Genomic DNA, 12,948 nt, shown 5'->3' with positions numbered 1-12,948 from the left:
GCCATGTGAAGCCAATGCGGGTGCTTGGCCCGATTGCTTGCTCGCCGCAACGCATCACCACAGGTTGCGGCAAGGGCGTCTGTGACGACCAGATGACGCAGCTATAGCCAAAACAAATAGTTCAGACATGTTTCAAATTGGTCATCTTCCTTGCCGATAAATAGAAGCCAACCGATTCTCATCATCGGGAGGAACCCATGAAAAGTTTCCTGAAAACATCCTTCGCGGCACTTGCCGTTCTCGGCGCTGCCAGCGTTGCCCAGGCGCAGGAAGTGACTCTCAGCGTTCATCACTTCATGTCCCAAAAAGCCCCGCTTCACGCGAAATTCCTGGTGCCGTTCGCTGAAAACGTTGCCAAGGCCAGCGATGGCCGCATCAAGATCGAAATCTTCGACAGCATGTCGCTGGGTGGCCGTCCGGGCGACCTGTACGATCAGGCCGTCGACGGTGCCGTCGACATCGCCCTGACTCTGCCGGGGTATACCTCGGGCCGTTTCAACCAGACCGAAGTGTTCGAACTGCCCTTCATCATGCAGGATTCGGTGGCGACCTCGAAAGCCTTTTACGACCTGATCGAAAGCGATCTGCAGGATGGCGAATACGAGGAAACCAAGATCCTCGCCGGTTGGGTTCACGGCCCCGGTGTCGTCCATACCGAAGATCCGGTCAACAAGCTGGAAGACCTGGCCGGCAAGGAACTGCGCGGACCGACCCGCCTGGTGACCGATCTGCTTGGTGAACTGGGCGCGACCCCGGTGGGCATGCCGCTGCCGAAGATTCCGGAAAACCTGTCCAAGGGCGTGATTTCCGGCGCGGTGATCCCGTGGGAAGTCGCCCCGTCGATCAAGTTGCAGGAACTGGTCAAGAACCATACCGAGATGAGCGGTGACCGCGCGCTTTACACCGCGACCTTCGTGCTGGCGATGAACTGGGACGTTTACGAAGGCCTGCCCGATGATCTGCGCGCCATCCTTGACGAACAGACCGGCAAGGCGCTGTCGGAATTCGCGGCAAACGCGCTGGTCGAAGGTGACGTTTTCGGCCGCTCCAAGGCGGAAGGCAACAACATCATCCAGCTTGACGAGGCAGAAGTTGCCCGCTGGATCGAAGCGTCGAAGCCGGTCTATGACCGCTGGATCGAACGCGCCAAGGGGGAAGGCTTCGACGGCGCGGCCGCCATCGAGCAAGCCAAGGCGCTGATTGCTGAAAACCAGTAATTCCGCTGAACCCCTACGATGGTCCGGCCCGCCTGCGCGGGTCGGGTCGCCTATCTGCTGGATGACTTCATGACAATCTTCGAACGAACCGAACGGGTGATAACACGCTTCGCGGCCGGTCTGGCCCTGCTGGGGGGACTGGGGTTGGTCTTTGCCACCGTCGTCACCTGCCTGAGCATCATTCTGAAACTTGTCCGGCGGTTGCTGGACGGCATGTTCGGTTCCGGCCCGGTCGGCGAAGCCCTGCCCTGGCTGCATGCCATTCTTGGCGAGGAAGAGCTTGTCACCTATGGCGTCGGGCTTGCGCTTTTCGCCGCGCTGCCCTGGGTGATGATCCGGTCCGGCCATATCAGGATCGATCTGTTCGAACCGGTTTTCGGACGGCACCTGAACCGGGTTCTCAACTTGGTCGCGGATATCGCGCTGGCGGCGATCGCCTATCTGATCCTGACCCGGCAGTGGTTCCTGATCGTCAAGAAGGCCCGCGGATCCAAGGAACCCTTTGGCGATCTATTGCTGCAGGGCGATTTCGCGCAGGCCGCCGACCGCATCCGCACCAGCCAGGAATCGCAGATTCTCGGCCTGCCGCTCTGGCCCACCTATATCGTGGCCGAAATCTGCGTCGCCGCCTTCTTCATCGTCGCCTGTTTCTGCGTCTGGCGCAGCGCCCGCGACCTGTTCAAAAACCCTCAGGCGGGGCAGTGATCCATGTTCGAATTCCTGACATCCACTTTCACTGATTTTCAACTTGGTCTGCTCGGCTTCCCGGTCCTGCTGCTGCTGATCGCGCTGCGCGTGCCGCTGGCCGCCGCGATGTTCATCGTCGGTCTGGTCGGCACCTACTTGGTCGCCGGCAACATGCGGATGATGGACAGCCAGCTGAAGACCTTCACCTATGGCACGCTGACCAACTATTCGCTGTCGATCATCCCGCTGTTCCTGCTGATGAGCGAATTCGCCACCCGCGGCGGCATGTCCGCCGCCCTGTTCAAGGCCGCCGAGGCCTGGATGGGGCACCGTCGCGGCGGGCTGGCCATGGCGGCGATCGGCGCCTCGGCCGGGTTCGGCGCGGTCTGCGGATCGTCGCTGGCTACCGCGTCGTCGATGGGCCGGGTGGCTTTGCCGGAACTGCACCGCGCGGGCTATAGCGGCGCGCTGTCCACCGGCGCGCTGGCCGCCGGCGGCACGCTCGGCATCCTGATCCCGCCCTCGGTGGTTCTGGTCGTCTACGCGATCCTGGCCGAGGAAAATATCGAGAAGCTGTTCACCGCCGCCTTCGTGCCCGGCATCCTTGCCATGCTGGGCTACATGGTCACGGTGGCGATCTACACAAGGATGGTGCCGGGATCGGGCAACGCGCTGCCGCGGATGCCCTATCGCGCGCGGTTCCAGGCGCTGTTCCAGGTCTGGCCGGTGATGGTGATCTTCGCGCTGGTGATCGGTGGTATCTATACCGGGGCGTTTTCGCCCACCGCCGCCGCGGCCGTGGGCGTCGCCGGCACCGCGATCGTGGCATGGTCCAAGCGCAGCCTGAGCATCGACGTGATCAAGCAGGCGCTGCTGAACACCGCCCAGACCTCTGCGATGATCTTCTTCATCATCCTCGCTGCGGGCGTTTTCAATTCGTTCCTGTCCTCGGCGCAGCTTCCGCAGACGCTGGCGGCCTATTTCCTGGAAACCGATGTCAGCCCGTGGCTGATCCTGATCGGCATGCTGCTGCTGTACCTGATCCTGGGGACGGTGATGGATTCGCTGGCGATGATTTTCCTGACCGTGCCGATCTTCATCCCGATCGTGACGCAGCTGGATTTCGGCATTCCGCAGGCTGAAATCGGTATCTGGTTCGGCATCCTCGTTCTGATGTCGGCGGAAATCGGGCTGATCACGCCGCCGGTGGGGATGAACCTTTTCGTCATCAACGCGATATCCAAGGGCGTCGGCATCGGGCAGACCTATCGCGGCGCGCTGCCCTTCGTGGCCTCCGACATCATCCGGATCGCGATCCTTGTGGCCTTCCCGTCGATCACCATGGTGCTGGTGCGCCTGTTCTACGGCTGACGGCGGCAAAAGACGGCTTGACGGCGCGTGCCGTCAGGGATTTCAATCCGAAACGGCTCGGCTCATCGCCGGGCCGTTTTGATTTTATTGCAATACGGGACGCATAAAATTGGCCGCAACCCTGAACACAGCCCTTGCGCTTCTCGATTACCTGGTGCGGTTTCCCAGCCTGCCGGGGCAGTCAAACCTGACCATTGCCGGTTACATCCATGACTACCTGAAGGATCATGGGGTCTATGCCGAACTGATCCATGACGACAGCGGAGAACGGGCCAACCTGCTGGCCACCATCGGCCCGGCCATCGATGGCGGCGTTGCCCTGTCGGGGCACATGGACGTGGTGCCGGTCGACGGGCAGGCCTGGACAAGGCCGGCCTTCGAGCTAACGCGCGATGGGGGCCGCGTCTATGGCCGCGGGGCGGTCGATATGAAGGGGTTCCTTGCCTGCGCCCTTGCCATCGTGCCCGATCTGGTCACGGCGCCGCTGAAACGTCCCGTTCACCTTGCCTTCACCTATGACGAGGAACCGGGTTCCATCGGCGCGCCGGGGCTGGCGCGGCATTTCGTGGCGACGGGGATGAAACCGGCGGCAGTGATCGTGGGCGAACCGACCGAAATGAAGGTGATCGCGGGCCACAAGGGCGGGTTCGAACGCTGTACCCGGTTCACCGGTGTCGCCGGTCATTCCTCCGATCCCGGGCGCGGTGTCAGCGCCATCCACTACGCCGCCCGCTTCATCACCTTCCTGGAAGGGCTGGGGCAGGAGTTCGCGGCCAAGCCGCTGCCCGACAGCCCGTTTCAGCCCCCCTTTAACACGGTCAACGTTGGCACCATCGGCGGCGGCGCCGGGCGCAGCATCATCGCCGAGGATTGCACGCTGGACTGGGAATTGCGCGTCACCCCGCCCGACGACGGCATCGCGCCGATGCAGCGGATCGAGGCGTTCCTGACCGATCTGGAAACGGAAATGCAGGCGGCGTTCCCGCAGGCGTCAATCGTCACCGAAGAGGTTTCGAACTATCCCGGGCTGCGCTTCGATCCGGATTCGTCGGCCTTGGACGTGGTGCGGCAGCTGAGCGGAGAAAACAGCTTCACCGCCGCGCCGTTCGGTACCGATGCGGGATGTTTCGACCGCGAAGGCCTGCCCAGCGTGGTGTTCGGACCGGGCAGCATCGATCAGGCGCATATTCCAGATGAATATATCGAGACGTCGCAGATCGAGGCCTGCCTGGCCTTCCTCGAAGGGCTTCGCGCCCGACAATGCCGGTAAGCGCAACCGGAGATATGGAGCAACGACGGTCCGTACTGTCCCGGTTCCCGGCGGGGGATAATTGGCAACTGGTCATGGAGCGCAGCGGATTTTTTCAGTCAGGACCCGACGAAGGATACCGGAATTGACCCGGCATGCGGGGCGGTCTGCCTTATCTGCCGTGGCCCTGAATCGGGGCGTAATATGTGATTCGCAAACGAATCTATTCCGGGCATGCGGCGGTGGAAAATCGGGTTTTTTCTCTATAATAAATTGAATTTCAGCTGCAAAGTTCGCCCGAAGCCGCCCAACAAATGTTTCAAAAAAGTCACAATTTTGCTGTATTCGTCATGCGAAAAACAAGCATAGGGCGAAAATTTCAACCATTAGATGTTGAAACAAACAGTTTTTTAGATGTTTTGCAGACGGGTATATTTAATTTGATACTATTTCAATAGGTTGGACGTCGCTCTTACCAGGAAATTTGTGTGAGGGTCGGCATTTTCTTAATCTAAATCAATGTTCCGTTGTTTTCCGAGTGCCAGTCTAACCTTTGTAAGCCGGATGAAGTCGGTGAAGTTTCTGCCTTGATCCGTAAGAAAACGCGTACAGTGAAATACACGCGGAGAGTTGAGCGAAGAGAAACGCGCTTCGAGCGCTTTGAATATATGGAGTTGAATGGGATGAATTTCGTTACGCAATACATCGCAGACCTTGCCCGTCGTTTTCAAGATGAAGAAGAGGGGCTGGCGCTGACCGAATACCTGGTTGTTCTCGGCCTGTTGATCGGCGGTGTTATCGGTGCTGTTCTGATCTTCGGACAGAACCTGTCGGCAGCTTGGACGGCCTGGGGTGGCTGGATTCAGAGCGTTCTGGGCGCGACCCCGGCGACCTGACGGTCTCTCCGGTCGTGGAAGCTACCTTGATTCGGTCAGGGCCACATGGCTAGCCATTGCGGCCCTGGCGTTATCGCCAGGGCTGCGCTTTTTCAAGCTGAGCTTTCAATTCAAGCGCTGGAATTGATCTGGGTTGCGTTGGATCGAATTGCGTCAAGTCAGACAATTCGGACAGGTTCCGCTGGAACCGGGCTTCGAAACCAAGTTGCACGCAAACCCGGGTGTGCACAAATCGGAGCAGGGCAGAAATCCGGGGATTGAGAGTGGGGATAGCGTATGCGGCTTTCGATAGTCATTAGCTTCGTTCTGGCGCTGATTCTAGCCGGTCTTGCCGTTGTCGGCGCGCGTAATTGGCTGGCGTTGGAAAGACAACAGATCACGGATTCGATCCCCGCATTCACACGGGACGATGACGGGAAACCCAAGCACACGATCGTCGTCGCGGCGGAACAGATCAGCTTTGGCGAAAGGTTGATCCCGAACAAGTTGCGCGAAATCGAGTGGGCAAGCGATGTCTTGCCGCAGGGATCCTTTACGACCGTGGGGGATCTCGTCATCGACGACAGCGAGGAGAACGCGCGTTTCGCGTTGACGACGATGTCGGTCGGCGAACCCATTCTGTCAAACAAGGTGACGATACCCGGTCAAAGGGCCAAGCTGTCCACGGCGCTGACGCCGGGGATGAAGGCGGTGTCGATCAGGGTGAACGATGTTCTTGGCGTGGCCGGCTTCGTTCTGCCGGGCGACCGGGTCGATATCTTGCTGACCCGCGGCAAGGCGGGTGAATCCTTTGTCGACGTTCTGCTGCAAGGCGTGAAGGTGCTGGCGATCGACCAGATCGCGGACGACCGCAAGGATCAGCCAAGCGTCGTGCGCACGGTGACCTTCGAGGTGAATACCGAGGAGGCGCAGAAACTGGTGCTTGCCGCCAATGTCGGCACCCTGTCCCTGGCGCTGCGCAACGTGGCCTCGAACGATGTGGAACAGACCGACCGGATGACGCTCGTCGAACTCAGCGATGCCGATGTATCCGAAGCACTTGCCCGCGAAAACCTGCAGAGAATACGGGAAGAGGCCGAGAAGGCGAAGGAAGAGGCGAGCCTGGCCCGCGAAGAGCTGCTGAAGATGCAGGCAGAGGCGGATAAGGCGGCCGAGGAAGCACGGCTTGCCGTAGGGCAATCGGTTGACGAAGCTTCGCAACAGCGCCTTGATGAGCTCGAAACGTTGCTAAAAAACATATCTGAAGGAATTTCTGTACGCCTCGAGGGGGTAGAAGAGAAGATTCAGTCGCAGGAACCTGTTATAGTCGAGAAAGAAGTCGTGGTTGAACGCGTTGTTGAAAAGCCGGTTGTTGTGTCGCCGCCTAAGAAAAGCACGATAGGTGTCATTCGGAACGGAAATCGGGCCGAATACAAGGTGGGACGAGCCGAGGCGGACGAATTCAGCCAAGGCAGCGCCGAAGCGAAGCAATAAGCGTTGGCCGAGTGTTGGGAGGGACTGTGATTGTTGAATACGAGCAGTTTTCGAGGGCAGGTAGAAATGATGAATAAATTCATCCACAAAATGAAGGCATCGGGCGGATTCGCGGTTTTGGGACTGCTGTCTCTGATTGCCGTGGCGCTGGCGGTGCCGGCGTCGGCGCAGACGCGCGACATCATGATCGACGACGGGGTCGTGTCGAAGATCGAAATCGCACCAAGCACGACGCTGACGGTGCGGACCAACAAACCTTATGCGGACATCCTGATCGGGGACACCGGTATCATCGATGCTTTCCCGCTGACCGACAGTTCTCTCTACATTCAGGCCCGGCAAAACGGCCTGACCAACGTGACGCTCTATGACAGCGATAAAAAGCTGCTGGAGGTCGTTTCGGTCCTTGTTCGCACCGATTTCACGGAATTGGAGCGCGCGATTGCCCGCGCGGTGCCAAGTGCGCAGGTTGATGTGCTGAACGTCAACAATCGCATCCGCATTTCGGGCAAGGTCAAGGATAACGTGGATGAACGCCGCGTGATGGACATTGCCTCGCAGTTTTCCAGCGATCCGGTGATCAACGCGATGCAGGTTAAAAGTGCCCAGCAGGTCGAGCTCGATGTTCGCATCCTCGAGGTCGAGCGGAATTCGGGCCGGAACCTGGGTGTCGACCTGACCGGGACCCGGACCAGCAACGGCGAACAGGTTTTCAACACCAATGGCGCGCAGTTCTCGGCGACCACCGCGACCCCGTTCGGGTCGGTCGTGGGCGAATTGCTGGAAGTGTCCGGGGTGCAGATCGACGTGGTCATCAACGCACTAGAATCCAAGGGCCTTGCCCGTCGCCTTGCCAATCCGAAACTGGTCACGACCAGCGGGATCGAGGCGAATTTCGTCGTCGGTGGCGAAGTGCCGATTCCCGAAGCAACGATCAACGAAAACGGAACCGCGATTTCGGGCACCGACTACCGCGAATACGGTGTGCGCCTGAATTTCCTGCCGCAGGTTCTGGATGGCGAACTGATCAGCCTGCGCATCAGCCCCGAGGTCAGCGATATCGACCCGTCCGTATCGGTGAATGGCCAGCCGGCCTTCATTTCGCGCAAGGCCGAAACCACCGTTTCGCTGCGCAACGGGCAAAGCTTTGCGATCGCCGGGCTGCTGCAGGCCAACAACGCGCGCACCACCGACCAGGTGCCGTGGCTGGGGCAGGTTCCGATTCTCGGTGCTCTGTTCAGCTCGCGCGGATTCCAGAAGCGGGAAACCGATCTGGTGATCCTGGTGACGCCGCGTCTGGTGCAGCCCTCCGGCCCGAACAAGCCGCTGGCCTCGCCGCTGGATGATGCGCGCTCTTCGAATGATGTCGAACTCTTCCTCCTGGGGATGCTGGAAGTGAACCGCGACCTGCTGCGCCGGTTCCGCGACGGCCACGGAGTCGCCGGCCCTTACGGCCACATGATTGATCTGGAGTTTGAAGATGCTGTCATCAAGAAAAAGTAAGCTGGGTATCGCCGCGCTTTTTGGGGTTTCGACCCTGGTCCTGTCGGGCTGCGCGGACTACCTGAGCAACCGCGATACGGTCACGGCACGTGTGGGCAACGCTTCCATGGCGAACACGGCGATCCAGGAAATACAACCCTGGCCGCCTGCTGCTTACAAAACCACGGTCGGCTATGGTGGCTGAACACCGGTGCCGTTGATCGAACAACCGGACGATGGTGCGAATGAGTGCCCACCGTTCCTGCATTTGTGCATTTGTTCTTGAACGAGATCGGTCTCGCTATGTCTGAGCACGGCAATACCGGCGTCTGTGAGGATCAACAGGGGACCATCCTTGTTGAGACCCTCATTGTCGTCCCCGTGCTTATCATCCTGTCCTTCGGGTTGCTGGAATTCGGCAACATGCTGTGGCAGCGTATGCAGTTGCAGGCGGGGGTACGCGACGCAGCGCGATATTGGTCGCGCTGCGCGAATTCGCTCAACGGTGTCACCTGTTCGCAGACCATTGCGCGCAATATCGCTTTCTACGGCCAGCCGACGGTCGGCAGTTACGAACGTGTCGTCGGTTGGAACGACGCGTCCGAACTGACCATCACTCCTGCCACGCCGCCGTCACCGCCCGGACCGAACGATGTGGTCACCGTGACCGGGCGGACGGTATATCGGGGTTCGCCGGTCATGGGCTTTGTGCTGGGGACGGCCCCCACCATCGAATACTCATATCAGATGAGGTTCATCGGATGGTAAAGCGCGGTCCCTTACGGCGGTTCCTGGCTCAGGAATCGGGCGTCACGATGATCGAGGCGCTGTTGAGCATTCCCTTGGTCGTGATGGTGATCGCGGGAATGATCGAAGTCGGCGGTATGATGTACCAGTTCAGCCAGACCGCGAAGGCGATGCAGATCGCCGCACGTCTGGCCATCGTATCGACCCCGGCAGTGGCTGACATGTCCGCATTGACGGCGGATTATCCGACGGAAGCGGATGGCGATCCTGTCCCGACGACGCCCGTGACAGTGGTTTGCGGCGCCGGCGCCGCACCGTGCGATGCCGCCGCGCTGGCGCGGATCTACGATGGGGGTGACGGCGTGTGCGGTGCCACCGGCAGCCTGACAGATCTTGTCGGTGTGTGCGATGTCGCGCCATTCATTACCGACAGCGGCAATCTCAGGATCAGCTACACGCGTTCGGGGCTTGGTTATGTCGGACGTCCCAGGGGGCCTGTCGTTACCGTTCGTGTCGAGGTGCGAAACCTGACCTTCGACATGTTCATTCTGGATGATCTGGTAAGGTACTTTTCACCATCTTCCAGTTTTGGGGCGTTTTCGATCCCCACTCAGCCGGTCGCGATGACCAGCGAAGATTTGTCCAGTTGCCGGGGAGTGTGCCCATGAATTTGCGTGCTGACGAAAGCCTGTCCATGTCCAAGCAGCCCAATATCCAGCTTAATCTTGTGAATGGGCCGGGCGCGGTTTCGACCGAACTGGAAGGTCTGCTCGAAGCCAACCGGCGAATCCTTTTTTCGGCCATCGACGAAGCCGATCTGAACTTGGAAACCCATCTGTCCAACGCGGACGTTACCATCGCGAACCTGAGCGGTATGAATGGTGAGAACGTGGATTTCCTGAACAAGATCAGGGGCCTCGCGCCCGAAATGCCGCTGATCGTCACGACACCGCCGCTGTCGCCGCAGGAAACGCGGATTCTGTTCAAGTTCAACGTGCTGGACTGGCTGCCCTCTCCGGTCGGCGGCGACGAATTGATGGACAGCATCTTCAAGGGCGTCCGGGCCCGCAAAACCCATGACAACCGGGTCCATGCGGTGGTGTCCACGGTGGGCGGCGCGGGGGCGACCACGATGGCGGTTTCGATGGCGGACCTGGCCGCAACCAAACTGTTCAGCAAGAAGGGAACGGTCGCGCTGTTCGATCTGGACTTCTCGACCGGAAATTGCGGGTTCGTGGTGAACATGGTCAGCAATTTCAACCTGGCCAATGTGGTGGCGACACCGCGCCGGGTGGATGGGGAATTCATCCGCGTGATCCGGCAGCAGCATGAACACGGTTTCTACCTGTATTCATTCAAACGGCCCGAACTGAACACCGACCTGAACGGTTATGAACTGGTCCTGCGGATGCTGGATGCGGTCAGCGCCGAGCACGAGCAGGTGTTTCTGGACATCCCCTATTACGAAACCGAGTGGAAAGACGACGTGCTGGCGGCGGTGAATACCCTGACGCTTGTGACCGAGCTGAACCTGCCCGCGATCAAGCACACGCTCGAACTGGTCGAACGGATCAAGCGGCTGCGCGGTGACGATTTCCCGGTACAGGTGGTGTTCAACAAGTGGGAATCGCGGATGTTCGGGCAGCGTATCGGCACCCGGCGCTTGAAAGAACTGTTTGGCGACACGCCATTGCACTACGTACCGCAGGCCGGCAACCTGATCGGGGAAAGCATCGATCGCGGCGTGCCGCCGAGCGATATCAGCGCGCATTCGAAATACCTGCGTGCCCTGCAAAATTACATGAAGCATATCGAACTCGAGGAGCCGGTGAGGTGACGCGCCGGGTGACATTTTCCCGGCGGCATTTCGCATTGGGGGCCGCGCTGATCCTGATACCGGGGGCCGGGGTCAGGGCAGAATTGATGAAAGTGCCCCGCGATCATGGCGAAAAGACGCTGCAGATCGTCGATTATCCCAGCACGGAAAAGCCCGGGACGATCATTATTTCCAACCATGACCGGACGCTGCATCGCGTGTTGCCCGGCGGCAAGGCCGAAAAATTCCGGATCTCTGTCGGTCGTGATGGCTTTACCTGGACCGGCACGACCTATGTCGGTTCCAAGAAAAAGTGGCCCGGCTGGCGGCCGCCTTCGGCGATGCGGCAGCGCGATCCGTCACTGCCCGACTATGTCCCGCCGGGGCCTTACAATCCCTTGGGCGCGAGGGCGATTTATCTTTACGCCAACGGACGCGACACGCTGTACCGAATCCACGGCACCAATAGCGCGGATACGGTCGGCGGCTATGAAACATCCGGCTGTTTTCGTCTGACAAATACGGATGTCCTTGATCTATTTCAAAAAGTTCCAGTGGGGACCAAAGTTATCGTGCACTGAATAAAGTGGCAGAGAGGCTATCATGGTCGGAAGATTTTTTAAGAAGTTCCAAGATGGGCAAGACCAGATAAATAACGCGCCGGTTGCACCGGAAATGCCCGAGTCAGCAGAACCGCACGAGGCCGTCAGGCTCGCGGTCAGCAACGAAGCCGACCTGCCGGATTTCGTGAACGAACGTGTCACGCTGCACCACTACCTGATTGATAAGATCAATCTTTCGATCCTCGACACGATGGAAGAGGACGAAATCCATGCCGAACTTCTGCCGCTGGTGCGGGCCTATGCCAAGGAACACAATTTTCCCCTCAGTGCTACCGAGCTTGATGCGCTGGTCGAAGATATCGGCGATGAAATGCTGGGGCTCGGCCCCATCGAACCGCTGCTGGATGACGATACCGTTTCGGATATCCTGATCGTCGGCGCCGACCGGGTTTATATCGAACGCTTCGGCAAGCTTGAAAAAACCAAGGTCCGGTTCAAGGACGAAGACCACCTGCTGCGGATCATCAACAAGATCGTGGCCTCGGTCGGGCGGCGGGTCGATGAAAGCTCCCCGCTGGTGGATGCGCGCCTGGCCGACGGGTCGCGGGTGAACGTGGCGATCCGTCCGGTCGCGGTGGATGGGCCGCAGGTGTCGATCCGGAAGTTTTCCAAGCGGCCGTATTCGCTGAACCGGCTGGTCGATAATGGGGCGCTGGCCCCGGGCATGGCGGCGCTGCTGGCGGCCGCGGTCGAGGGCAAGATTTCGGTCATCGTTTCGGGCGGCACGGGGTCCGGTAAAACCACCATGCTGAACGCGATGTCGGCCTATATCCCGCATGACGAACGCCTGGTCACCATCGAAGACGCGGCCGAATTGCAGCTGCAGCAGCCGCACGTGGTGCGGCTGGAAACCCGCCCGCCAACGGTGGATGGCCGCAACGAGATCGTGCAGCGCGACCTGGTGAAAAACGCCCTGCGGATGCGCCCCGACCGGATCATCATCGGCGAGGTGCGCAGCGGCGAAGCCTTCGACATGCTGCAGGCCATGAACACCGGTCACGAAGGATCGATGTCCACGATCCACGCCAACAGCCCGCGCGACGCGATCGCGCGCCTGGAACAGATGGTCGGCATGGCCGGCATGCCGATGAGCCAGATGGCGACCCGGGCGCAGATCACGTCGGCAATCGACCTGATCGTGCAACTGGCGCGTCTCAGGGACGGGACGCGCCGGGTGACTTCCATTTCCGAAATCACCGGGATGGAAGGCGACGTGGTTCAGACCCAGGAACTGATGTATTTCAAGCGGCTGGGTGTCGATGAAGACGGCCGTGTCCTGGGCGAATTCCGGGCGACCGGCATACGTCCGCGCTTCATCGAGGAACTTGAAATCCTCGGTTTGAATTTGAAACCCGAATATTTCGACCCTTCAAAGGTGCTGTGACGC

General features: G+C 59.7%; 13 protein-coding genes. All 13 read left to right on the top strand.

What is annotated here, in order from left to right; genetic code table 11:
- Positions 1-197: 197 nt before the first annotated feature.
- The 13 genes from IT775_RS04450 (at position 198) to IT775_RS04390 (ending at position 12,945) form a co-directional block, all read left to right on the top strand.
- Positions 198-1,217, top strand: coding sequence for a TRAP transporter substrate-binding protein (locus IT775_RS04450; RefSeq protein ID WP_212699890.1), 1,020 nt, complete (start codon positions 198-200; stop codon positions 1,215-1,217).
- A gap of 18 nt (positions 1,218-1,235) precedes the next feature.
- Positions 1,236-1,922, top strand: a complete 687-nt coding sequence (locus IT775_RS04445; protein WP_212699889.1) for a TRAP transporter small permease — start codon at positions 1,236-1,238, stop codon at positions 1,920-1,922.
- A 3-nt stretch (positions 1,923-1,925) separates the two neighbouring features.
- Positions 1,926-3,275, top strand: coding sequence for a TRAP transporter large permease (locus tag IT775_RS04440; RefSeq protein WP_212699888.1), 1,350 nt, complete (start codon positions 1,926-1,928; stop codon positions 3,273-3,275).
- Positions 3,276-3,384: 109 nt separating this feature from the next.
- Entirely contained in the window at positions 3,385-4,545 is a 1,161-nt protein-coding gene (argE, locus tag IT775_RS04435) for an acetylornithine deacetylase (protein WP_212699887.1), read from the top strand.
- Positions 4,546-5,111: 566 nt separating this feature from the next.
- Positions 5,112-5,420, top strand: a complete 309-nt coding sequence (locus IT775_RS04430; RefSeq protein WP_212699886.1) for a Flp family type IVb pilin — start codon at positions 5,112-5,114, stop codon at positions 5,418-5,420.
- A gap of 276 nt (positions 5,421-5,696) precedes the next feature.
- Positions 5,697-6,893: a Flp pilus assembly protein CpaB gene (cpaB, locus tag IT775_RS04425; RefSeq protein WP_212699885.1), complete on the top strand. Its 1,197-nt coding sequence runs from the start codon at positions 5,697-5,699 to the stop codon at positions 6,891-6,893.
- A 69-nt stretch (positions 6,894-6,962) separates the two neighbouring features.
- Positions 6,963-8,396, top strand: coding sequence for a type II and III secretion system protein family protein (locus IT775_RS04420; RefSeq protein WP_212699884.1), 1,434 nt, complete (start codon positions 6,963-6,965; stop codon positions 8,394-8,396).
- A complete protein-coding gene (locus IT775_RS04415; RefSeq protein WP_212699883.1) occupies positions 8,374-8,580 on the top strand; it encodes a hypothetical protein in 207 nt (68 codons plus the stop codon). Before IT775_RS04420 ends, IT775_RS04415 begins: the two co-directional genes overlap by 23 nt.
- A gap of 44 nt (positions 8,581-8,624) precedes the next feature.
- On the top strand, positions 8,625-9,143 hold the full coding sequence (locus tag IT775_RS04410; RefSeq protein ID WP_212699882.1) for a TadE/TadG family type IV pilus assembly protein: 519 nt from the start codon (positions 8,625-8,627) through the stop codon (positions 9,141-9,143).
- A 47-nt stretch (positions 9,144-9,190) separates the two neighbouring features.
- Positions 9,191-9,790 (top strand): TadE family protein, encoded by a 600-nt coding sequence (locus tag IT775_RS04405; RefSeq protein WP_212699881.1) that lies wholly within the window; start codon positions 9,191-9,193, stop codon positions 9,788-9,790.
- Complete coding sequence (locus IT775_RS04400) at positions 9,787-10,959, top strand: CpaE/TadZ family protein (RefSeq protein ID WP_212699880.1); 1,173 nt, start codon at positions 9,787-9,789, stop codon at positions 10,957-10,959. Before IT775_RS04405 ends, IT775_RS04400 begins: the two co-directional genes overlap by 4 nt.
- Before the next feature lie 86 nt (positions 10,960-11,045).
- Entirely contained in the window at positions 11,046-11,519 is a 474-nt protein-coding gene (locus IT775_RS04395; RefSeq protein ID WP_212699879.1) for a L,D-transpeptidase, read from the top strand.
- A gap of 94 nt (positions 11,520-11,613) precedes the next feature.
- Positions 11,614-12,945, top strand: coding sequence for a TadA family conjugal transfer-associated ATPase (locus IT775_RS04390; protein ID WP_246525335.1), 1,332 nt, complete (start codon positions 11,614-11,616; stop codon positions 12,943-12,945).
- Positions 12,946-12,948 lie beyond the last annotated feature (3 nt).

This window comes from Thalassovita aquimarina (assembly GCF_018219815.1).
Lineage (GTDB): Bacteria > Pseudomonadota > Alphaproteobacteria > Rhodobacterales > Rhodobacteraceae > Thalassobius > Thalassobius aquimarinus.
This window is presented reverse-complemented; position numbering and strand designations above follow the sequence as displayed.